The following is a 22,517-nucleotide window of genomic DNA, read 5'->3' on the forward strand; positions in this document are numbered from 1 at the left end:
GCGCGCGGCGGCGACGGCCCAGCACCGACAGCACCGACAGCACCGACAGCCCGGCGCCACCTCGCACGTCCCGGCGGGCCGACGACGTCAGCGCTCGTGCGCTCCCGGCCGGTCACCCTGCGGGCCCGCCCCGTCGGTGCGGTCCGGCACGCCCCAGCCGGTCGGCCGCTGGAAGCCCGACGGCGGGGTGTCCTCGGACTCCGCGCCCTGCTGCGCCGCGGGAGCCGTGCCGTCCATCATCGCGGTGGCGGGGAGGTCGCCGCCGCGGGCGGTGGCCCCGGGCGACCCGGACGGCGGGGTGGACGTCCCGGCCGCCGACGCGGCGCGGCCGTCGGTGACCGCCGGCGGGGGCGACGAGGAGGCTGCGGCCGCGGAGGGTGCACCCGACGAACCGGGAGACGAGGACGGCGCGGCCGGGACGGACGGGTCCGTCGACCCCGCCCCCGACCCCGACGACGGCGCGCCCGGTGAGCCCGGAGCCCCGGCACCCGCGGACGCGGCCGACGACTCGGGACCCGACTCCGACGGGCCGGCCGTCCGCGGCACCACCTGGGTGCGGGCGGCCGAGTCCTCCGGCGACGGCTGCCCGGCGCCCTGGGGCCCGGTCGACGGGCCCGTCATCGAGGCGGCCTGGGTGGTCGCCGCACTCTGCGGCCCGGGCTGCCCGGGCTGGCCCGGTCCCTGCGGACGCGGCCCCTGACCCGGCGCGGCGACGCGCTGCGTGGCCTGCTCCGACGGGGCCCCGAACGGCCCCGACGGCTGACCCGACGGCCCGGACGCCTGCCCGAACTGCTGACCGAACGGCTGGCCGGTCTGTTGCCCCGACTGCTGCCCCGACGCCTGGCCCGGGAACGCGCCGGAGGTCGACGACGACGTCGTCCGGCCCCCGACGATCCCCGCCGCCGACAGGGCCGCCACCACCGCGGCGGCGGCCGTCAGCACGGCGAGCACCACCACGACGACGTCGAACCCGTCGGTGACCGACAGGGTCTGCAGGCTGACCAGGGCGGCGGTGACCGACACGACCGCGCCCGGCACCACCGTGCGCGGGGCACCGGGGAGCACCGCGGCGCCCACCGTGAGGCCGCCGCCGACGACGAGCGCGGGCAGCAGGCCTGCCGGGTCGAAGCTGGTGAGGAACGTCGCGATGAACGTCAGGAGGCCGAGGCCCGCGGCGCCGAGCGCGGCGAGCCGTCCCGGCCCCGTCGGGATCCCGTCCGGACCGGGCGGAGCCGCGCCGGGGACGGACGACGGCGCGGCCGGCGCGGACGCCGGCACCGTCTGCGGCGTGTACGGGTTCGGCTGCGCGACCCCGCGCGCGGGCGTGGGCTGCGCCGGCGGCCGGCCCCACCCGGGGCCCTGGGACCCGCCGGGGGCGGGGCCGGACCCGGGGGCGCCCGCACCGGCCCACGACGACCCGCCGTAGGGCGAGACGCCGCCGAACGGCTGGGAGGGCGTGCCGACGGCGGGGTTGGGCTGCGACGACGGCGCCTGCCGCGGCTGCCCCGGGGCGGGTGCTGCGTAGGGCTGACCGCCCCAGCCGGGCTGGCCGCCCGCGTTGCCCCCTGCACTCGGTCCTGCACTCATGGACGAGCCCTCCCGGATGACGACGCCGTCGAGCCGACCGCGGAGATCGTCCCCGCGGTCGGCCCAGCCTGCCCCAGATCGAACCTAGGAGACCAGCGAACGCGCGAGGTCGGCGGTCTCGGTCGGCGTCTTGCCGACCTTCACGCCCGCCGCCTCGAGGGCCTCCTTCTTCGCCTGCGCGGTGCCGGCGGAGCCGGAGACGATCGCGCCGGCGTGGCCCATGGTCGTGCCCTCGGGCGCGGTGAAGCCCGCGACGTAGCCGACGACCGGCTTCGTCACGTTCGCCTTGATGTAGTCGGCGGCACGCTCCTCGGCGTCGCCGCCGATCTCGCCGATCATGACGATGGCCTCGGTCTCGGGGTCGTTCTGGAACGCCTCGAGCGCGTCGATGTGCGTGGTGCCGATGATCGGGTCGCCACCGATGCCGATGCCGGTGGAGAAGCCGATGTCCCGGAGCTCGTACATCATCTGGTAGGTCAGCGTGCCCGACTTGGACACGAGGCCCATCTTCCCGGGGCCCGAGATGTTCGCCGGGATGATGCCGGCGAGCGACTTCCCGGGCGAGATGATCCCCGGGCAGTTCGGGCCGATGATCCGGGTGCGGTTGCCGTTGGCGGTGGCGTGCGCCCAGAACCACGCCGAGTCGTGCACCGGGATGCCCTCGGTGATGACGACGGCGAGCCCGATGCCCGCGTCCACGGCCTCGACGACCGCGTCCTTGGCGAACTTCGGCGGCACGAAGATGACCGAGACGTCCGCCCCGGTCTCCTTCATGGCCTCCTCCACGCCGCCGTAGACGTTCACCGAGGTGCCGTCGACGTCGACCTGGGTGCCGGCCTTGCGGGCGTTGACGCCGCCGACGAGCTGCGTGCCCGCGGCGAGCATCTTGCGGCCGTGCTTCATGCCCTCGGAGCCGGTGAGCCCCTGGACGATGACCTTGCTGTTCTCGTTGAGGAAGATCGACATCTCACGCACCAGCCTTCGCGGCAAGCTCGGCGGCCTTCGCGGCCGCGTCGTCCATCGTGCCCACCACGGTGACGAGCGGGTGGTTCGCCTCGGCGAGGATCCGCCGGCCCTCCTCGACGTTGTTGCCGTCGAGGCGCACGACCAGCGGCTTGGTCGCGTCGTCACCCAGGATCTTCAGCGCCTCGACGATGCCGTTGGCCACCGCGTCGCACGCGGTGATGCCGCCGAACACGTTCACGAAGACGCTGCGGACGTCGTCGTCACCGAGGATGACGTCGAGTCCGGCCGCCATGACCTCGGCGGACGCGCCGCCGCCGATGTCGAGGAAGTTGGCGGGCTTCATCCCGCCGTGCGCCTCGCCGGCGTAGGCGACGACGTCGAGGGTCGACATGACCAGACCCGCGCCGTTGCCGATGATGCCGACCTGGCCGTCGTCGAGCTTGACGTAGTTGAGGCCCTTGGCCTTGGCCTTCGCCTCGAGGGGGTTCTCGGTCCGCTCGTCGACGAGGGCGGCGTGCGCCTCGTGGCGGAAGTCCGCGTTCTCGTCGAGGGTGACCTTGCCGTCGAGGGCGATGACCCGGTCCTGCGGGTCGCGCACCAGCGGGTTCACCTCGACCAGCGTGGCGTCCTCGCCGACGAAGGTGTCCCACAGCTTGACGATGACGTCGGCGGCCTCGTCGGCCACCTCGGCGGGGAGGTTGCCCTTCGCGACGATCTCCTGCGCCTTGGCCTTGTCGACCCCGGTGATCGCGTCGATCGGCACCCGGGCGAGGGCCTCGGGGCGCTCGACGGCGAGCTCCTCGATCTCCATGCCGCCCTCGGCGGAGCACATGGCGAGGAAGGTGCGGTTCGAGCGGTCGAGCAGGAAGGAGAAGTAGTACTCCTCCGCGATGTCGCTCGCCTCGGTCACCAGCACGCGGTGGACGACGTGGCCCTTGATGTCCAGCCCGAGGATCGCCTGGGCCTTCTCCTGGGCCTCCGCCGGGTCCTTGGCCAGCTTCACGCCGCCCGCCTTGCCGCGGCCACCGGTCTTCACCTGGGCCTTGACGACGACGGCGCCACCGATCTCACCGGCGGCGGTCTCGGCGTCGGACGCGGTGTCGACGGTGCGGCCCGGCAGCACCGGGACGCCGTGGGCGGCGAAGAGGTCCTTCGCCTGGTACTCGTACAGGTCCACTCGTGAACTCCTCCATCACTGACCGGCAGCATCCGTCGGTGGACTCCGGCGGTGGCCCCGCGGGTCGCACGGACGGCGATCTGCGCCATCGGCGACCGAGGGGCGGCGAGGGCGACCCTAGCGGCGTGTCGCGGTCCGGGGCCCGGTACCGGGGGCGACCCCCGCCACACCCGACCCTCACGGGCCGGGCTCAGCCGTCGTCGCGACCCCAGCGCTCCTCGCGGATCTGCATCACCGAGACCACGGCCGCTCCCAGCGCGACGACGAGGCACACGATCGCCGCCCACGTGCCGATGCCGACGCTCTCACCCGGACGGGGCGGGGTGAGCACCAGCGCGGAGAGCCGGACGACGAGCAGCGCACCCGCGGCGGCCAGCAGCGCGAGCGCCCGCGCGGGCCGGGCCCGCGGCGCGAGCAGCACCGCGATCGCCACCCCGACGACGCCCGCGAGCGAGCCCCACGCGGCGGCGCCCGGGTTCTGCCAGGCCCCGCCCGCGGCGTTCGCGGCCAGCGCGTCGCGGGCCAGCGGTCCGCCGAAGCCGGGGACGGCGAGCACGGCGGCGAGGGCGCACATCGGCAGCATCGTCGGGTCGGGCTCGACGGTGTCGGTGCCGTCGGCGGGCCGGGCCCCGAGCGGGGTCCGCGCCCCGGCGACGTCGCGCCGCTCGGCGAACCCGGCACCGACCGCGAGGACCGCGGTGAGCACCGCGAGCACGAGCGCACCCACGACGGCCCAGCCGCCCGCCCCGACGCCCACACCCGTCGTCGGGACCGGGACGACCGCGCCGAAGGCCGGGTCCGCCGCGGGGACCGCGCTGTCGACGGCGGAGAGGACGACGTCGAGCGCCGGTCCGGCGGCGAAGGGCACCGTCAGCCAGGCGACGGAGAGGGTCGGGCGGGCTCGGACGACGAGGCGCGGGGTCCCGACGACGACGAGCAGCGCCGGCAGGGCGAGCACCGCGGCGGCGGGCAGGAGGAGCAGGCCGGTGCCGGTCTCGACGGGCGCGCTGTCGGGCAGCGTGGTCGTCGGGAGCAGGGCGCCGAACAGGGCCGCCCCGGCCGCGAGCAGGGCCGCCACCCCGGCGGCACGCGAGCGCAGGACGGCGGTGCGGGCGGGGATGCCGATGAGGAGCAGACCGCCCGCGACGGCGAGGACGGCGCCGGGCGAGACGTCGAGGCCGACCCGGGCGATCGAGGCCGCGACGGTCGGGGCCACCAGCGCGACCACCCCGGCCCCGAGGGCGGTGTGCACCGCGCGACGGACCCGCATCCCGGTCTCCGGGTCGGCGGCGGGCTCGGCCGGCCGCAGTCCCGGCAGCACCGCGACGGCCACGAGGGCGACGGCGAGCAGGGCGACGCCGATCCCCGCGGGCGGGGCGGTGTCGAGGACCGCGTGCGGGGCGAAGCCGCTGCCCGGGCCCTCCATGCTGAACGGGGCGGCGGCGACGCCGAGCGCCGCGAGGACCGCGCCCGCGACCGGCCGCACCAGCGTGCCCGGCGGGTGGGCACCGAACACCGCGGCGCCGCCGGTCCGGCCCAGGCCACGCAGCGCGCGGCCGGCGACGAGGGCCGCCACCACCAGGGCGACGTCGGCCGCCACCACCAGCGCCGCGAGCGCCGGTGGGAGCACCGACGTCCCGGAGGTCAGGAGGTCAGGCCGGGCGGCCGCCACCGGGTCGACGAGCAGCGTGAGGTCGACGAGGAGACCGCCCGCCCCGAGGACGCCCAGGGCCGCGGGCGCGGCGAGCGAGGCGGCGCCGGGCCGGCGCCCGGCGCGGCGGGTCGCCAGGCCCGGCGCCAGCGCCGCCACGAGCGCGACGAGCGGGGCGAGGACCCCGGCCGCCCGCGTGGGCGCGCCGATGGGCCCGGGGGCGAGCACGACGACCAGGATCCGCAGCGCCGTGGCCACGACGACGGCCGTGGCGGCGACCCACCAGGCCGCGCCGACCCGTCCCGTGTCCGCCTGCGCGGCCGGCCCGGGCGGGCTCGTCCGCGGCTCGGCTCGTGAGGCCGTCATCGCGGGCAGAGTAAGCCGGTACCCGTTCGCCCCCTGCGCTCACCCGCCGATGCCCCGGACGATTCACCGAGATCGTCTCTGGATCGATCTGATGACGCGCCCGGGGCGACACGCCGGTGAACGTCGCCTAACGTCGAGCACATGGACGTGACCCCGGTCATGTCGTCGGCGTCGGAGCCGGCGGCGGGCCCCACCGGCTCCCTCGCCGCGATGGCACAGCAGGCCTGGGGCGCCCTGTCCTACGCCGCGCGCACCGTGGGCGTGCCCGCCGGTGTCCGCGGACTCGCCGTCGAGCTCGCCTACACGGCGGTGCACCTGTCGGTCTATCCGCTGGGACTGCTCGACGAGGCCCTGCGCCCGGGCGGCGTGCACGCCCACCACCGCACCGACACCCTCCCGCCGGGCGAGCGCTCGCTGCTGGTGTCCGACCTCGACGGGTCGGCGATCCCGGTGCTGCTCGTGCACGGCATCGTCGACAACCGGTCGATCTTCCACTACCTCGCGCGCACCCTGCGCCGGCGCGGCCACGGCACGGTCCAGGCCGTCAACTACAGCCCGCTGACCGCCTTCACCGGCGACATCCGCACCGCCGCGCGCGATCTCGGCGACCACGTGGAGCGGCTCTGCGCCGTCTCCGGCGCCGACCGCGTCCACATCGTCGGGCACTCGCTCGGCGGCCTGATCTCGCGGTACTACGTCCAGCGGCTGGGCGGCGACGCCCGCGTCGACACGCTCGTGACCCTCGGGACCCCGCACCGCGGGTCGGCGATCGCCCACCTGCTGCCGCCGACGCTCGTCCCCCGCCAGCTCCAGCCCGGATCGGACCTGCTGCGCGAGCTCGAGGAGCCCGCGCCCGACTGCCGCACGCGGTTCCTCGCGGTGTGGAGCCGCATGGACCAGCTGATCATCCCGCAGCGCAACGCCCGGCTCGAGCACCCGGACCTGCAGGTGGAGAACGTCCGCCTCGCCCACGTCGGGCACATGGCCATGACGATCGACCCGCAGGTGGTGCACCTCGTGGCCTGCCGTCTCGGCCGCACGCGCCCGCCGCGCGAGCGGATCGCGGCCGTCACCGCCGCCGCGGGCTGACGTCCCGCCGCGCGGCCGGTTGCCGCGCTCACCCGACCGTGTGACGACCGCTCGGCGCGCACGAGCGCTCACACGGCGTGCGAAGTGGGTGTTTCCGGGGCTGACGTTTGCCCAGCTTTGAACGACATGGCACCGTCCGGTCGTCCAGCATCACGGTGCGGTCACGAACGGCTCACGGATCGACCCCGACGATCCGTGACGGCGCCCCCACGCCACCGCCGTCGCGTCCGGCCCCGACCTGCGGAAGGAAGGTCTTGGCGCGTCACAGCTCCCCCCGCCCGGCCGTCCCCTTCGCTCCCCGGCTCGACGGATTCGCCGGCTTCGGCACGCCCGCTCTCGCGGGTGCCGGAGGCCCCGGTCTGTTCGGCGGCGGCCCCCGCTTCGCCCCGGCCCGCCCGGTCGCCCGCCCCGCGGACGACGGTCGGACCGCGGCCTTCGTCGGCGGTTCCGGCCGCGCCCCGGCCCTGCCGTCGCGCGCGCCGACCGGTCTGCGTCCGGCTCCCGCCGGCGCTCCCCGGCCCGACGACGGCTCCCGCGGCCCGCGCCGCGGGACTAACCCGCTGACCGGCCGGCTGGCCGTCGCCGCGGTCGCGGCCGGCGCGCTGGCCACCGCGGGTCACAGCGTCGTCTCCAGCGGCCTCGACGCCCCGACCGGCGAGACCCGTGCCGACCTGGCGCTCTCCGCCGGGACGAGCGCGGCCCCCGCCGGCACGAGCACGGCCGCAGCCCCAGCCGCTCCGGCCGCCGCGAGCAGCGCCCTCGACGCCGCCACCACCGGCGTCATGGCCATCGCGGCGACGCCCTCGGCGCCGAGCCAGGTCGAGTCGCTGTCGAAGTCCCGCAAGGTCGCCGACGCGGTCGCGGCCCGCGAGGCCGCCGCCCGCGCCCCGAAGTTCGTCAAGCCCGCCGAGGGCCGGTTCACCTCCGGGTTCGGCGCGCGCTGGGGCACCTCGCACCGCGGCATCGACATCGCGAACGCCATCGGCACCCCGATCGTCTCCGTCGCCGACGGCACCGTGCTCGAGTCCGGCCCGGCCAGCGGGTTCGGCATGTGGGTCCGGGTGCAGCTCGAGGACGGCACGATCAACGTCTACGGCCACATCAACCGCTCCTACGTGAAGGAGGGGCAGAAGGTGAAGGCCGGCGAGGAGATCGCCGAGATCGGCAACCGCGGTCAGTCGACCGGCCCGCACCTGCACTTCGAGGTGTGGACCCCGGGCGGCACGAAGATCAACCCGCTGCCGTGGCTCGCGGAGCGCGGCATCTCCCTCGGCGCGTCGGCCGACTAGCACCGTCCGGTCCGCACGGACGGGCCGTTCGTCACGATCCTCCGGGACGAACGGCCCGTTCGTGCCGGACGAGGGTCAGGCGCTCCGCACCAGGTCCCGCGCCCGCGCGGCGCGCGGCGGCATCGGCGGGTCGGGCAGCAGCGTCGTCGCGCCCCGGGTGAGGCGCAGCGCGGCCGTCGTCGCGGCGTCCGTGGTCGGCAGCCCGGGCAGACCGTACATCCGTCGGGCCCACCGCGGCAGCGTGCCGAGCGCCAGGCCCGCGATCGTCGAGAGTGCGACGGCGATACCGGCGGGGGCGTGCGGCTGCGGGCGCAGGAGGCCCCCGACGCCGAGCCGGGCCTCGTCGGTCATGCGGAGCCCGGGCCGCATCCGGTCGAAGTAGGCCGCCATCTCCGCGCGGGAGGACGGCACGATCGCCGGGTCGAGTCCCACCACCTCGGCGGCGCGCACGTTCTCCGCGACGTAGGTGTCGGCGTCCGCGTCGTCGAGCACGCGGGCGCGGCGGGCCACGTCGACGTAGGAGTCGATCTCGCAGACGTGCACCCAGAGCAGGTGCTCGGGCTCGTCGAGCCGGAACGGGGTGCCGTCGGGGTCGTACCCGCGCAGGGTGGTGTGCAGCCGGCGCACCCGGCCCGCGACGGCCTCGACCTCGGCGGTGCTGCCGAAGGTCCGGGTGCCCACGAACTCGACCGTGCGCTGGAACCGCGGCCAGGCCTTCTTCGGGTCGAACAGTGCCGAGTTCTGGTACGTCCCGCGCATCACGCGGGGGTGCAGCGACTGCAGCAGCAGGGCGCGCATCCCGGCGATCCACAGCACCGGTTCGACGTGCACCCGCCAGGTCACCGAACCGGGCCCGAACAGCCCCTCGTCGTGGACGTCCACTGCACTCCCGGGGGTCGACGGTCCGGAGCCGGCGGCACCGGGTTCGACCGCTCCCCTCCAGACCTACCCGTGGGTCGGCATCGCGGCAACCGGGCGTCGGCGCACCCCACCGCCGCGAGTGGCACACGGCGCAGGTCCGCCCTGTGCGGTCCCTCTCGCAGCAGGACGGGCCGGGACCGGCCGTCCTACAGCTTCTGCATCGGGACGCCGCCGATCAGCATCAGCCGCACCGTGCCCGAGGAACCGAAGTCGATCGTGGCGGTCTGCTTGCTGCCCACCCCGTCGACCACGGTGACCAGGCCGAGCCCGTACTTGTCGTGGCTGACGCGGTCGCCGACCTCGAGCGAGAGCGCCGGGGCGCTGGACGCCGAGCGCATCGGCGACGGGCGCGAGCGCGACCCGGTGAGGTCGCGGCCCCAGGACCGGCCCGACCCGAACCCCGTCGACGCCGACGGCGCGGACCGCTCGGGCGCCGAGCGCCGCCAGTCGACGACCTCGGTGGGCACCTCGTCGAGGAACCGTGACGGCGGGTTGGCCTGGGGCTGCCCGAACGCCGACCGCATGAGCGCCCGGGAGAGGTAGAGCCGCTGCTGGGCCCGGGTGATCCCGACGTAGGCGAGCCGGCGTTCCTCGGAGAGCTCCGCCGGATCGGCCAGCGCGCGCTGGTGGGGGAAGACGCCGTCCTCCCAGCCGGTGCAGAACACCACGGGGAACTCGAGGCCCTTCGCGGTGTGCAGCGTCATGAGCGTGACCACGCCGTCCCCGCCGTCGGGGATCGAGTCGGCGTCCGCGACGAGCGAGACCCGCTCGAGGAAGGCCTCCAGCGACCCGGGGTCGGTCGCGTCGTCCGCGGCCACCACCACGCCGGCCGGGACCTCCGCGGCCCCGTCGGCCTGGGCGGCCTCGGCGACGGCGGCGTTCGCCCGGGCGTCGCCGACGAACTCGCGGGCGACGCTGACGAGCTCGGTGAGGTTCTCCAGCCGCGACTGCTCCTGCGGGTCCTCGGAGTTCTCCAGCTCGGCGCGGTAGCGCGACATGTCGAGCACCGCGTCGAGGGTGTCGGCGACCTCCTGGCCGCCCGCCACGCCCGCGGCCAGGGCGTCCATCATCTCGACGAAGTCGGCGATGTTGCGCTGCGACCGCGTGGCCAGCCCGTGCACCTCGCCGGCCGCCGCGCGGCGCAGCGCGGCCGCGAAGGTCACGTGCTCGCGCTCCGCGTGGTCGGCCACCACGGCCTCCGCGCGGTCGCCGATCCCGCGCTTGGGCACGTTGAGGATGCGGCGCAGCGAGACGGTGTCCTCGGGGTTGGAGAGCACCTTGAGGTAGGCGAGCGCGTCGCGGACCTCCCGGCGCTCGTAGAACCGCACGCCGCCGACGATCTTGTAGGGCATGCCCAGACGGACGAACACGTCCTCGAAGACCCGGGACTGGGCGTTGGTCCGGTAGAACACCGCGACCTCGCCGAAGCGGACCTCGCCGCCGTCGACGAGCCGGTCGATCTCGGCCGCGACGAAGGCGGCCTCGTCGTGCTCGTTGTCCGCGACGTAGCCGACGATCTTCTCGCCGTCGCCCTGGTCGGTCCACAGCCGCTTGTCCCGGCGGTCGGGGTTGCGGGCGATGACGCCGTTGGCCGCCGTCAGGATCATCTGCGTGGAGCGGTAGTTCTGCTCCAGCAGGATCGTGCGCGCCTCGGGGTAGTCACGCTCGAACTCGATGATGTTGCGGATCGTGGCGCCGCGGAAGGCGTAGATCGACTGGTCGGCGTCGCCGACCACGCACAGCTCCGCCGGGGGCACCGACCCGTCGGGCGAACCGCTCGCCAGCGCCCGGACCAGCTCGTACTGGGCGTGGTTGGTGTCCTGGTACTCGTCGACGAGGACGTGGCGGAAGCGCCGCCGGTAGTGCTCGGCGACGTCGGGGAAACGCGTGAGCAGGTCGACCGTGCGGGAGATGAGATCGTCGAAGTCCAGCGAGTTCGACTCCTGCAACCGCTGCTGATAGGTCGTGTAGACGTCGGCGCAGCGGCGCTCGTAGTCGTTCGCCGCGGCCTCGGCCGCCGTCACCGGGTCGGTCAGCTCGTTCTTCCACGCGCTGATCTGGCCGAGCAGCCCGCGCGGCGGGAAGCGCTTGGGGTCCAGGTCGAGCTGCTTGGTGATCGTGGCGACGAGGCGCCGCGAGTCGTCCGCGTCGTAGATCGAGAAGGTGCTCGACAGGTCCAGGTGCTTGTACTCGCGGCGCAGGATCCGCACGCACATGGAGTGGAAGGTCGACACCCACATCGCGTTGGCGCGGCGACCGACCAGCGACGCGACCCGCTCCCGCATCTCGGCCGCGGCCTTGTTGGTGAACGTGATGGCCAGGATCTGCCCGGGGTGGGCCCCGTGGGCGAGCTGGTAGGCGATGCGGTGGGTGAGCACGCGCGTCTTGCCCGACCCGGCGCCGGCCACGATCAGCAGCGGCGACCCGCCGTGCGTCACGGCCTCGCGCTGCTGCGGGTTCATCCCCTCGAGCAGCTGCTGCCCGCGGTCGTCGCGGCGCTCGGGCCGTCCCGACGACGGGTGACCGGGCCGCGCCGTGCCGCCCTCGTCGCCCGGGCGCTCCTCGGACGATCCGGTGCGGCGCAGGGCCGTGGTGCCCGCCGCGCCCGCGAGCCGCGCCGCGAGCCCGGCGGCGGCGCTCGGCCGGGCCGTCCGTGGCGTGGACGGTCCCGTGTCAGTGCTACTCATCGCCTCGCCACGCTACCCGGCACCCCCGACAGCCCGGGGCCTCCTCGGGGTCGGGCCGGGTCGAGCGGTCCTGCTGACACACCGGCGCGGCCGGACTACGCTGCTCGGCGTGCACGCGACGCGGCGATTTCCCTACGGGACCCGGACCCCGGTTCCCGTGGACGTGCGCTGAGCCGCTGCCCACCCCATCCGCCCCGGAGTCCTCGCGACCCCGGGGTTTTCTCGTGTCGGGGTCGCAGCGCTCCGACACCCCCGGAGGACCACGACCGTGACCGACACGCCGACCAGCAGCGACGCGACCGGCGAACTCGCGCCCGCGAGCGCCGAGGAGATCCCCGACCTGCGGGTCGAGATCGACGCGATCGACGCCGAGCTCCTGCGCCTGATCAAGCGCCGCTCCGAGATCTCGCAGCGCATCGGGCTGGCGCGGATGGCCGCCGGCGGCCCGCGCATCGTCTACAACCGGGAGATGCAGGTCCTGGCCCGCTTCCGCGACCTCGGCAGCGAGGGCCGCGAGCTCGGGATGCTGCTGCTCCGCCTCGGGCGCGGACGCCTCGGCGGCGGCCGGTAGAGCCGCCCGTCCGGATCCGGCACGGACCACACCCCCGCGCTGGCATCCTGGAGCCATGGGAACGGTCATCGACCTCATCGCGACGATCGTCGCGATCCTGGGTCTGCTCGCCGCCGTCGGCTACGGCGGCTACCTGCTCATGCTGCGGTCGGTGGCCACGAAGCGTCCCGGCGCCTCGCACCTCGCGGCCGACGCACGCAAGCGCCTGCCGGCGGCGGCCGGGCTGACGGTCGGGGCGCTCGTCGCCCTGCTGTTCACCAACGGCGGCGTGACGCCGGACGTCATCGGGCTGCTCCTCGGCGGCGGCATCGGCCTCGCGTCGGTCAACCAGCTGCAGGGCGCCCGGAAACGGCTCGCCAACCCGCCGTCGTCCTTCTGAGACCACCCGTTCGGGCGCGTGCGGTCCACGGTGGCGCGCCCGGGCGGAGCCTCGCTCCGGACACCTTCGGTGAGCGACTGCTCCTCGTCGTCGCCGAGCGGCACGGAACCGGCGCCGAACGACCGTCACCGGCGCCGGTCGTCGTCGTTCGGAGGAGTGGAGAGCCGTCGCTCTCGTCGGTGCCCGCAACACGCCCGCACGGCGACGGAGAACGGTCGATCGGCGGCCGGGCCCTCCGGAGCGCTGGGCGTGCGTCACCCGTCCGAGTAGACAGTCACCTCACGACGAACCGTTGGCGGGGGCTGACTACGGGAGTGACGACGTGACTGTGTCCGCCTCGACGGGCCGGGACGACCGGCACCGCGGCTGGTACGGCCTCTCCGGCACCGCGGGCTCGCAGGACCCGGCGCTGCCGCCCCTGCCCGACGCCCCGCGGCAGCGCGGCCGGGACCGGGGCCGGCACTCCTCCGGCGTCCCGGTCACCGACCTGGTGCTCCGCGACGACACCGGGGAACTCCCGACGACGGGTGCGATCCTCACCTCCGGCGGGCGCATGCACCGGCACGCGGCCCCGCTGTCGATCCGCCGCGGCACCGCCGCCTCCCGCGTGACCACCGCCGCCGTCCTCGTCACCGGCACCGCGATCGGTGTCATCGGCGCCGTCGCGGGCCCGACCTTCCTCCCGCCGGTCGACGACTCGCCGCTCCACTCGCCCGTCGGTCCGGACGGCGTGACCCCGATCCCGGGCGCCCCGGGCTCCGCCGTGGTCGCCGCCCCCGGGTCGGTCGCGTTCGCCTCCTTCGCCACCTCGGCCGAGAGCCTCGGGCTCGGCGGTGGCCCCCTGGTCGGGGGCCCGCTGGCCGGAACGTCGTCGCTCCCCGGCGCGACCGCCGCCCCCGTCCCCGGTGTCGTGACGCCGGGGACGGGGGGCACGGCGCCCGGGATCGGCGGTGGAGCCGGTGGCGGGACCGGCGGCGGTGGGTCCGGTGGGGGCCTCGTCCCGACCCTCCCCGGCCTCCCCGGCGGAGGTGGCGGTTCCGGTGGCGGCTCGACCGGCGGCGGCACGACCTCCCCCGGCGGCGTCACCCCCGTCGTGCCGATCGTCGGCGGGGCCGTCGTCGACACCGGCAACACGGTCCGGCCCCTCCCGGTGGTCGGCCCCGTCGTCGGCGGGGTGACCGACGTGGTGGGCGGTGCCACCGACACCCTGCAGAAGGGCGTCGTCGCCCCGGTCGGCGCGACCGTCGGCGGCGTCGTCGACGGTGTGGGTGCCACCGCCGCCCCGCTCCCGCTGGTCGGCAACACGGCCCAGGGCCTGACGAACACCGTCACCGACGTGACCACGATCCTCACCGGCGGCGGCCAGACGCCGTCCGGTCCGGGCGTCGCCGGGGCCGCCGGGACGCTCCTCTCCGACACCGGCGCGACCGTCGGCGCCGTCGCCCCGCCGCTCGCGGGCACCGTGGCGATGACGACCAGCACCGCCGCGCAGTTCGTCGAGAAGACCACCGGCACCGTGACCGCGCCCGTCACGCAGACCGTCGAGGCGGTCGGGGACGCAACGGAGGACGTGCCGGCCGTCGGCCCGACGCTGAAGAAGACGACCGACACCGTCTCGACGACCGTCGGCACCCTGTTGAACGGGGCCTCCTCCTCCGGCTCGTCGTCCTCGTCCTCCTCCTCCTCGTCGTCCGGCGAGACGTCGCAGAAGAGCTCGACCTCGTCCGCGAAGGAGTCCTCGAGCTCGAGCGGCTCGTCCAGCTCGTCCAGCTCGGACGACTCGGAGGGCTCGTCCGACTCGGACGACTCGGACGACTCCGACAGCTCGTCCGACTCGAGCGACTCCGGCAGCTCCGGCAGCTCCGGCAGCTCCGACGACTCGGGCAGCGGGTCCTCGGACGGGGACGGCTCGTCGTCGGGCGGGGGCGACGTCGTCTCCGCCGCGACCGGCGCGGTGTCCGGCCTCCTCGGCCGCTAGGCGGAGGCGCACATCGCCGCCGTGACACGTCACCCGACCGTGGGACCGCACACGTCCCGCCCTCTACCCTGATGCCCCACGGGGGCCGTCGGGCCCGTGAGTCTCGGGCGGAGGGAGGCCGGTGACACCTCGTCGTGTCGTCGCCGGGCGGTATCGCCTCGAGGAACGCATCGGGTCGGGCGCGATGGGGGTCGTCTGGCGCGGGACCGACGAGCGTCTCGGCCGGGTCGTCGCCGTCAAGCAGGTCTTCCTCAACCAGGGGCTCGACGAGGCCGAGGCCGACGAGGTCCGCCAGCGCACCCTCCGCGAGGGGCGCATCGCCGCCCGGCTGCAGCACCCGCACGCCATCTCGGTGTTCGACGCCTCGATCGAGGGCGACGAGCCGTGGCTGGTCATGGAGTACCTGCCGTCGCGCAGCCTCTCCGCGATGCTCGCCGAGCAGGGCCCGCTCGACCCGCGGCTCGTCGCGCGGATCGGCCGCCAGGTGGCCGACGCGCTCGACGCCGCCCACCAGGCCGGCATCGTGCACCGCGACGTCAAGCCCGGCAACGTGCTCATCGGCAGCGACGGCACCGTCAAGATCACCGACTTCGGCATCTCCCGCGCCACCGGCGACCTGACCCTGACCCGCACCGGCATGCTCGCCGGCACCCCCGCGTACCTGGCCCCGGAGGTCGCGCGCGGGGAGGACTCGACGTTCGCCTCCGACGTGTTCTCCCTGGGCGCCACGCTCTACGCCTCGGTCGAGGGCATCCCGCCGTTCGGCTCGGACGACAACGCCCTCGCCCTGCTCCACAACGTCGCCGCCGGGGCGGTCAACCCGCCGGTCCAGGCCGGGCCGCTCACCGCCCTGCTGATGCGGCTGCTGCGCTCCGACCCCACCGAACGGCCCACCGCCGCGCAGGCACGCCGCGAGCTCGGCCGGATCGCGCACTCCGCGGGCTCGGCGTCGACCGCGAGCTGGGCCCGCGCCGACCTCGACGAGGCCCGCGTCCCCGACTCCCGCCGCTCCACGGAGTCCGACCCCGTCGCGTCGGGCTCCCGCGGCCGCTCGGGGAGCGTCCCCACGCCCACGTGGCGCGGCAGTCCCTTTCCCGACGCCGGGTCGGAGGACCCGGGCCCGACGCTCGGCGACGCCGACCGCGTCGGCCCGCCGCCCCCGCGGACGAACGGGTCCGGGCCCCGGAAGGTCGCGGCGGCCCCCTCCCGGGCGTCCACGGCACCTCGCCGCCGGCCCACGACGGCCATCGTCGTCGCGGTGCTCCTGGCCGCCGTGCTCGCCGGGGTCCTGCTCGCCGTGGCGCTGACCCGCGGGTCGACCGGCACCGAGGGCGCCTCGCTCGGCTCCCCCGTCTCCACCGGGGTGCCGGGACCGGCCGACGAGCGCACCCAGATGGTGGCCGCCGTCCGCGACTACTACTCGATCGTGACCGCCAACCCCGGCGCCGGCTGGGCCCGCCTCGGCGCGACGATGCAGGACACCGCCGGGGGCTTCGCCGGTTACCAGAACTTCTGGTCGACGATCGCGTCCGTGCAGGTCACCGACGCCACCGCGGTCGACGACGACACGGTGCGCGCCACGCTCGTGTTCTCCCCCCGCAGCGGCTCGACGATCCGCGAGACCCACGAGCTGGGCATGTCCCGCGGTACCGGCGGCGCCTGGCTCATCAACTCGGACCGACTCGTCTCCAGCGGCTGACGACGCGGCGTACGGTTCCCCCGTGAGCGCTCGGATCGTCGACGCGACGACCCTCCCGGTCGGACGTGGACCCCATCCCGCCGCGAGCCCGTTCGAGAAGCGCGTGGGCGAGGCCGTCGGGGTGACGGCCTTCGGGCTGTACCAGGTCGAGCTGCCCGCGGGCGAGGAGACCGTCCCGCACGACCACACCGACGATCACGCCGAGGACGCCTACGCGATCCTGCGCGGGACCGGCTGGGTGGTCGTGGACGGGGAGGAGATCCCGGTCGGCCCGGGGCGGTTCGTGGCCGTGACGGAGGGGTCGACGCGCTTCCTGCGGGCCGGGCACGAGACGCTGGTGTTCATCGCCGTCTGTGCCTGATCAGCGGTCGGCCGCCCCGGGCAGGACGACGATCTTCCCGACGTGGGCCGAGCGGGCGAAGTCGTCCTGGGCCGCGTGGATGTCGGCGAGGGCGTAGCGGGCGGCGATGCGCGGCGCGACCCGTCCGGCCACGGCGTCGGCGGCGAGCCGGGCGAAGTGCGCGGGGGTGTGCATCGACGAGCCGACGAGCGCGACGTTGTGCAGGTACAGCCGCCGCAGGTCGAACTCGACGACCGGGCCGCCCATCGCCCCGGCGATCACCCAGCGGCCGCCGTCGGTGACGAGCGGGAGCACCGTGGCCAGGACCGGGCCGCCCACGACGTCGGCGACGGCGTCGAGCCCGTCGGGGGCGACCTCGGCGACCGCCGCCGCCAGCTCCTCGGCGCCCAGGTGCCGGTCCACCGTCGCCGTGGCCCCGGCGTCCCGGACCGCCGCGGCCTGGTCCGGCGTGGTCAGGGCGAGCACGCGGGCTCCCCGCGCCGCCGCGAGCTGCACCGCGGCGAGGCCGACACCGCCCGACGCGCCGGTGACGAGCACGGTCTCCCCCGCGCCGATCGCACCGCGCTCGAGCATGCCCGTCGCGGTGCCGAAGGCGACCGGCAGGCACGCGAGGGCCTCGTCGTCGAGCGGGGAGTCGGTCATGTCGTGCACCCGGTCCGCGCCGACGACCACGGCGTCGGCGAACCCGCCGTCGGCCTCGCTGCCCAGCAGGCCGACGGGGCGGGCGTCGTCGCCGGGGCCGTCGTAGAACGCCGGGTCGACGAGCACCCGTCGTCCGCGCCACGCGGCGTCGACCCCCTCCCCGACCTCCCGCACGACGCCCGCCATGTCGCCGCCCTGGATGCGCGGGAACGTCACCGGGCCCCGCCATCCGGCGGGCGCGTCGGGGCGGCCGGGCAGGCCGTAGGCGCCCTGCCGCGTCCAGAGGTCGGTGTTGTTCACGGCCGCTGCGCGGACCTCGACCAGGACCTCGCCGCGGCCCGGGCGCGGTTCCGCGACCTCACGCACCTCGAGGACCTCCGGACCGCCGAACGCCGTCAGGACTGCTGCCTGCATCTCCCCGCACCCTTCACAGGTCTGTGAACCTCGGTCGGCGCTAGACTACACAGACCTGTGAAGGAGGGGCCCGTGATGCGGTCGACGACCTTGACGCCGGGTGCGCGGCGCATCCTCGACGTGGCGTCCGCCCTGTTCTACGAACGCGGCATCCACGCCGTCGGCGTCGACACGATCGCTGCGGAGTCCGGGGTCACGAAGCGCACGCTCTACGACCGCTTCGGCTCGAAGGACGCCCTGGTCGTCGCCTACCTCGCCGAGCGCGACCGGCGGTGGCGCGACCGCGTGGTCGCCGCCCTCGACGGCGCCCCGGACGACCCGGTCTCCCGGGTCGACGCGGTCTTCGCGGTGCTGGCGGCCGGGACGGCCGAGAGCTCACGCGGCTGCTCCTTCATCAACGCCGCGGCCGAGTTCCCCGACCCCGACCATCCGGCCCGCACGCTCGTCCGCGAGGAGAAGCAGTGGCTCCGGGAGCGCCTCGTCGAGGCACTGGCCGGCGTCGCGGACGCGGAGCGGGTCGCCACGACCCTGCTGCTCCTGCACGAGGGCGCCTTCGTCGTCCTGTCCGCCGCACAGGACCCCGACGCCGTCCCCGCGGCCCGGTCGGCCGCCCGGGCCGTGGTGCAGGACGCCGTCGGACGGTGAGGACGCCGACCGGAGGCGCTGGGGCGCGTCAGACCCGGCGGGTCGTCCCGGGCGCGGGATCGGCGGCGGGGAACAGGCGGCGGCGCAGCCCCAGCGAGACGTGGACCCTCCACGCGACGGACCGCGCCCACCCGGGCACGGCGGGAAGTACTGCTTGACGCCGCCCTCACGGTCGCCCTCTACTTGGTTGGTCTACCAGTCAAGATCGAAGGAGGCGGTGGTCGTGGACGACGTCCTGGTGATCGGGGCCGGGCCGGTGGGGCTGACCACCGCGTGCCAGCTCGCGCGGTCGGGCGTGCCGGTGCGGGTGGTGGACGCCCTGCCGGAGCCGACGACGGAGTCGCGCGCGGTCGGCGTCCACGCCCGGAGCCTGGAGATGCTCGCCGCGCTCGGGGTGCTCCCGGCCCTCGAGGCCCGCGGCCGGCGCATGGGGTCCCTCGCGATGGTCGACGGCGAGACCGGGGAGGACCGGGCACGGATCCCGCTCGACGGCGTCGCGAGCCGACACCCCTACGTCCTGGACGTGGCGCAGCCCGACACCGAGGCGGTGCTCGCCGACCGGGCCGCCGAGCTCGGGGTCCCCGTGGAGCGGGGCGTCCGGATGACGGCGCTGACCCAGGACCGCGACGGCGTGACCGTCACGCTGACGTCGGACGACCACGAGGACGTCGTGCGGGTCGGCTGGGTGGTCGGTGCCGACGGCGGCCACAGCACCACCCGGCACCTGCTCGGGACCCGACTCGAGGGCGACTTCCACGGGCAGCACTTCGCGATGGCCGACGTCGACATCGACACCGACCTCGCCCCCGACAGCATCCGCGTCTTCACCCACCCCGAGGGCCTGGGCCTGCTGTTCCCCCTCGTCGGCGCGCGCGCCCGCGTCATGTTCCTCGTCGACGACCCCGGTTCGGGTGCACCCGACCCGACCCTGGCGCAGATCCAGGACCTCGCCGACGCCCGCATGGCCGGACGGGTCCGGGTGCACGACCCGCGGTGGCTCACCTGGTTCGAGGTCCACCACGCCCAGGTCCCGCGCTACCGCCACGACCGGGTCCTGCTCGCCGGCGACGCCGCCCACATCCACAGCCCGGCCGGGGCGCAGGGCATGAACACCGGCATCCAGGACGCCGCGAACCTCGCCTGGAAGCTCGCCCTCGTCGCCCGGGGCGCAGCCGCTCCGCGCCTGCTCGACACATACCACGACGAGCGCCACCCGGTCGGCGCCGAGGTCGTGCGCACCACCACGCGGCTCACCGACGTCGGGACGGCCTCCGGCGCCTTCGGGGCGGTCCGCGATGCCGCCCTGTTCCTCGTCGGGCACGTCGGCCGCGTCCGCGACGCCGCCGCGACGCGCCTGGCCGAGGTGTCGATCGGCTACCGCCGCAGCAGCCTGTCGCAGCAGGCGGGCCGTCCCGGCCCGGTCCGGCCCGGCGACCACGCCCCCGACCCGCAGGGCCTGCGCCGGGCGGACGGGACGCCCGTCGCCGTCGAGGACCTCCTGACGCGTCCCGGCTTCCTCCTCCTGGTGCACGGCGACGGGCCGGGACTGTCCGAGGCGCTCGGGGACCTGGGCACCGTGGTGCGGCTCGGCGTGGACCTGGTCGATCCCGACGCCGCGTACGGGGACCGCGGGATGGTGCTCGTCCGCCCCGACGGCTACGTCGGCCTGACGGCCGAGGACGCCGACCCGGAGGTCCTGCGCCGCTACCTGACCGAGGCCCTCGGCATCCCGACCACCGCGGCGGTGTAGGCACCGTCCCGTGTCCGACAAGCGCACCGCCATCGTGGAAGCCGCTCTCGAGGTGATCGGCGAGACCGGTCCGGCCGGGTTCACCCAGCCCCGGGTCGCCGCCCGCGCCGGCCTCCGACAGAGCCACCTCACCTACTACTTCCCGACGCGCGACGACCTGCTCGTGGCGGTGGCCGAGGAGGCGGTGCGCCGACGGGTGGCCCTGCTCCGCGACGCGCAGGACGGCGCCGACGGCATCGACGGGCAGGTCCGGGCCCTGGCCCGCATCCTGACCTCGCCCGAGCAGACGCGCGTGCTGCTCGCCCTGACCCAGGCCGCCGACCGGAACGAGGCCGTGCGCGAGGCGTTCGGCGGCCTCGCCGCGGGCGTCGGTCCGATCGGCTCCCGCATGCTCGCCGACGCCGGTGCGCCGGTCGACCGAGCCGCCGTCGGCCTGCTCCAGGCCACCGCGACCGGCATCGCGGTCCTCGCCCTCGCGCGCGGCGGAGACGCCCCCGAGGCGGTCGTCGCCCTCGCCGAACACCTGATCCGCACCCTGCTCGACGGGCTCGCCCGGAAGGACACGTCATGACGCTGCAGATCCCGCTGAAGCGCTCCACCGCCGGTCCGCAGTACGCCGGCTGGACCCCGCGGGCGGTCGCGCGGGAGGGCCTGGGGAGCCGCACCCTCGCCGGGCAGCGCGTGCCCGTCACGGGCGGCGTCACCCTGAACGCCGACGTCTACACGCCCGCGACGCCGGGGCGGTACCCCGCCGTCGTGAGCTTCGCGGCCTACAGCACCGAGTGGCACACCGCGGGCATCCCCACCGGCTCGAACGAGATCGGATCGCCGCCGGTGTTCACCGACCGCGGCTACTGCCCCGTGATCGTCGAGCGCCGCGGCATGGGCCGCTCCGGGGGCGAACCCGGGATGTTCTTCGCCGAGCAGGACGTCGACGACCACGAGGCGGTCATCGCCTGGGCCGCCGAACAGCCCTGGTGCACCGGCGAGGTCGTGCTCTTCGGGACCTCCTACTACGGCATGACCCAACCCCTCGTCGCCGCGCGGAAGCCACCCGCGCTCAAAGCGTTCTTCGCCAACGAGATCTGCACCGACTTCGTGCGCCAGTTCCAGCAGTTCGCGGGCGTGCCCAACAGCTTCTTCCTGGCCCTCTGGCTGGGCGCGAACTTCACCGACGCACGCGACGCGGAGCGGATGTCGCCGAACCGCCGTGCCCTGATCAGCCGCCTGACCAACGGCCCGCTGCACCCGCTGCTGGAGAAGGTCGTCCACCGCAACGTCGGCACGATGTTCCGGCGGTTCATGGCCGCGACGCCCAGCGCGTGGGCCCGGGAGATCTACGCGCGCTGGACGTTCGACGAGAAGTCCCGCGAGTCCGCGACGATCCCCGAGGGCTCCACGGGCGTCCTGGGCGAGATCGACGTGCCGTTCACCGTCGTGCAGAACCTCGGGTACTTCAACTTCCACCAGTACGGCACCTACGACCTCGTCGAGAACGCCGGGACGCCCGCCGACCGGCGGTGGATGATCCTCGCGCCGGCCGAGTACGACCTGCCCGTGTTCGCGTGGCAGGGCGAGGCGCTCGCCTTCTTCGACCACGTCCTGCGCGGCACCGACAACGGCTACGGCGACCTGCCCCGGGTCCGCTACTGGGTCGACGGGGCTGACGACTACGCGACGGCCGAGGCGTTCCCCCGCCCGACGGCGAGCCGCGGCGGCTGTACCTGTCCTCCGCCGGCGCCGATCACGTGACGCACCGGCTCACCACGCAGACCGCCCCCGCCGGGTCGAACTCCTGGGCCGCCGTCCCGCTCGGCGTCCCGCTGCCGGGCGGGCTCGACGAGCTCGCCAACCAGACCCTGTCCTTCGAGCTCCCGGTCACCGAGGACGTCCGGTTCGCCGGGGCGGTCACGGCGCGGCTCTCCTTCAGCAGCACCGAGATCGACTCCTTCGTCCTCGCCCGCCTCAGCCGTATCGACGCGACCGGCACCGCGCACCAGCTCTCGCTCGGCGCCGTACGCCCCGTCGCCCGCGCCGAGGACACGGCACGGAGCACGTCGGTCGAGATCGCGATCGACCCCGGATCCCGCGAACCCCTCACCCCGCACGAACCCGTCGTCCTCCGGTTCAGCCTCACCCCCGGCCCGGTGCAGCTGCGCGCCGGCGAGATCCTGCGCCTCGACCTCGCCAGCCGCACCGACCTCGTCCGGAAGGGCCCCGAGGACGGCTACCCGCAGTTCGACCTCCCCGTCCCGCCCTACCTGGCGCGCAACACCGTGCACCTCGGTGGGGAGAGCTGGCTCGACCTCACCGCGGTGACGGTTCGTCCGTGATGACTGTTTCCG

The 22,517-nt window shown here is 75.5% G+C and carries 19 protein-coding genes; 12 read left to right on the forward strand and 7 right to left on the reverse strand.

Annotation, left to right across the window (positions count from 1 at the left end; translation table 11 throughout):
* Nucleotides 1–87 precede the first annotated feature (87 nt).
* The 4 genes from LN037_RS19625 to LN037_RS19640 form a co-directional block, all read right to left on the reverse strand.
* A complete protein-coding gene (locus LN037_RS19625) occupies nt 88–1,587 on the reverse strand; it encodes a DUF5336 domain-containing protein (protein WP_230755783.1) in 1,500 nt (499 codons plus the stop codon).
* Nucleotides 1,588–1,671: 84 nt separating this feature from the next.
* Complete coding sequence (sucD, locus tag LN037_RS19630; RefSeq protein ID WP_230755785.1) at nt 1,672–2,553, reverse strand: succinate--CoA ligase subunit alpha; 882 nt, start codon at nt 2,551–2,553, stop codon at nt 1,672–1,674.
* A gap of 1 nt (nt 2,554) precedes the next feature.
* Nucleotides 2,555–3,730 (reverse strand): ADP-forming succinate--CoA ligase subunit beta, encoded by a 1,176-nt coding sequence (sucC, locus tag LN037_RS19635; protein ID WP_230755787.1) that lies wholly within the window; start codon nt 3,728–3,730, stop codon nt 2,555–2,557.
* A gap of 190 nt (nt 3,731–3,920) precedes the next feature.
* A complete protein-coding gene (locus LN037_RS19640; RefSeq protein ID WP_230755789.1) occupies nt 3,921–5,747 on the reverse strand; it encodes a hypothetical protein in 1,827 nt (608 codons plus the stop codon).
* Between the two features lie 141 nt (nt 5,748–5,888).
* Here LN037_RS19640 and LN037_RS19645 point away from each other — a divergent pair, with 141 nt between their 5' ends.
* Together LN037_RS19645 and LN037_RS19650 are read left to right on the forward strand one after the other, a co-directional pair.
* A complete protein-coding gene (locus LN037_RS19645) occupies nt 5,889–6,836 on the forward strand; it encodes an esterase/lipase family protein (RefSeq protein ID WP_230755791.1) in 948 nt (315 codons plus the stop codon).
* 572 nt (nt 6,837–7,408) lie between these two features.
* The gene (locus tag LN037_RS19650; protein ID WP_230756073.1) at nt 7,409–8,125 is read left to right on the forward strand and encodes a M23 family metallopeptidase; all 717 of its coding nucleotides are present in this window, start codon (nt 7,409–7,411) and stop codon (nt 8,123–8,125) included.
* 75 nt (nt 8,126–8,200) lie between these two features.
* Here the strand turns inward: LN037_RS19650 and LN037_RS19655 are convergent, their stop codons facing one another.
* Nucleotides 8,201–9,007, reverse strand: a complete 807-nt coding sequence (locus LN037_RS19655; protein WP_230755793.1) for an oxygenase MpaB family protein — start codon at nt 9,005–9,007, stop codon at nt 8,201–8,203.
* 185 nt (nt 9,008–9,192) lie between these two features.
* Nucleotides 9,193–11,733: a DNA helicase PcrA gene (pcrA, locus tag LN037_RS19660; RefSeq protein WP_230755795.1), complete on the reverse strand. Its 2,541-nt coding sequence runs from the start codon at nt 11,731–11,733 to the stop codon at nt 9,193–9,195.
* A gap of 268 nt (nt 11,734–12,001) precedes the next feature.
* On the opposite strand from pcrA, the gene LN037_RS19665 reads away from it, so the two are divergent.
* The 5 genes from LN037_RS19665 (at nt 12,002) to LN037_RS19685 (ending at nt 16,721) form a co-directional block, all read left to right on the forward strand.
* A complete protein-coding gene (locus LN037_RS19665) occupies nt 12,002–12,304 on the forward strand; it encodes a chorismate mutase (protein WP_230755797.1) in 303 nt (100 codons plus the stop codon).
* Between the two features lie 55 nt (nt 12,305–12,359).
* Nucleotides 12,360–12,683 (forward strand): hypothetical protein, encoded by a 324-nt coding sequence (locus tag LN037_RS19670; protein WP_230755799.1) that lies wholly within the window; start codon nt 12,360–12,362, stop codon nt 12,681–12,683.
* 322 nt (nt 12,684–13,005) lie between these two features.
* A complete protein-coding gene (locus LN037_RS19675; RefSeq protein ID WP_230756101.1) occupies nt 13,006–14,661 on the forward strand; it encodes a hypothetical protein in 1,656 nt (551 codons plus the stop codon).
* A 121-nt stretch (nt 14,662–14,782) separates the two neighbouring features.
* A complete protein-coding gene (locus LN037_RS19680) occupies nt 14,783–16,360 on the forward strand; it encodes a serine/threonine-protein kinase (RefSeq protein WP_230755801.1) in 1,578 nt (525 codons plus the stop codon).
* A 22-nt stretch (nt 16,361–16,382) separates the two neighbouring features.
* On the forward strand, nt 16,383–16,721 hold the full coding sequence (locus tag LN037_RS19685; RefSeq protein WP_230755804.1) for a cupin domain-containing protein: 339 nt from the start codon (nt 16,383–16,385) through the stop codon (nt 16,719–16,721).
* On the opposite strand, the gene LN037_RS19690 is transcribed toward LN037_RS19685, so the two are convergent.
* Nucleotides 16,722–17,777, reverse strand: a complete 1,056-nt coding sequence (locus tag LN037_RS19690) for a zinc-binding dehydrogenase (RefSeq protein WP_230755806.1) — start codon at nt 17,775–17,777, stop codon at nt 16,722–16,724. It lies immediately after the preceding gene.
* Between the two features lie 75 nt (nt 17,778–17,852).
* Here LN037_RS19690 and LN037_RS19695 point away from each other — a divergent pair, with 75 nt between their 5' ends.
* The 5 genes from LN037_RS19695 (at nt 17,853) to LN037_RS19715 (ending at nt 22,505) form a co-directional block, all read left to right on the forward strand.
* Nucleotides 17,853–18,422, forward strand: coding sequence for a TetR/AcrR family transcriptional regulator (locus LN037_RS19695; protein ID WP_230755807.1), 570 nt, complete (start codon nt 17,853–17,855; stop codon nt 18,420–18,422).
* A 223-nt stretch (nt 18,423–18,645) separates the two neighbouring features.
* Nucleotides 18,646–20,172 carry an FAD-dependent monooxygenase gene (locus LN037_RS19700; RefSeq protein ID WP_308286164.1) on the forward strand — a complete coding sequence of 509 codons (1,527 nt, stop codon included), beginning with the start codon at nt 18,646–18,648 and terminating at the stop codon, nt 20,170–20,172.
* Nucleotides 20,173–20,182: 10 nt separating this feature from the next.
* Nucleotides 20,183–20,743, forward strand: a complete 561-nt coding sequence (locus LN037_RS19705; protein WP_230755809.1) for a TetR/AcrR family transcriptional regulator — start codon at nt 20,183–20,185, stop codon at nt 20,741–20,743.
* Nucleotides 20,740–21,924 (forward strand): CocE/NonD family hydrolase, encoded by a 1,185-nt coding sequence (locus tag LN037_RS19710; protein ID WP_230755811.1) that lies wholly within the window; start codon nt 20,740–20,742, stop codon nt 21,922–21,924. Before LN037_RS19705 ends, LN037_RS19710 begins: the two co-directional genes overlap by 4 nt.
* Complete coding sequence (locus LN037_RS19715) at nt 21,921–22,505, forward strand: CocE/NonD family hydrolase C-terminal non-catalytic domain-containing protein (protein ID WP_230755814.1); 585 nt, start codon at nt 21,921–21,923, stop codon at nt 22,503–22,505. The genes LN037_RS19710 and LN037_RS19715 overlap by 4 nt, the downstream gene beginning before the upstream one ends.
* The last annotated feature ends 12 nt before the right edge of the window (nt 22,506–22,517 follow it).

The sequence above is a fragment of the Actinomycetospora soli genome (assembly GCF_021026295.1).
GTDB lineage: Bacteria > Actinomycetota > Actinomycetes > Mycobacteriales > Pseudonocardiaceae > Actinomycetospora > Actinomycetospora soli.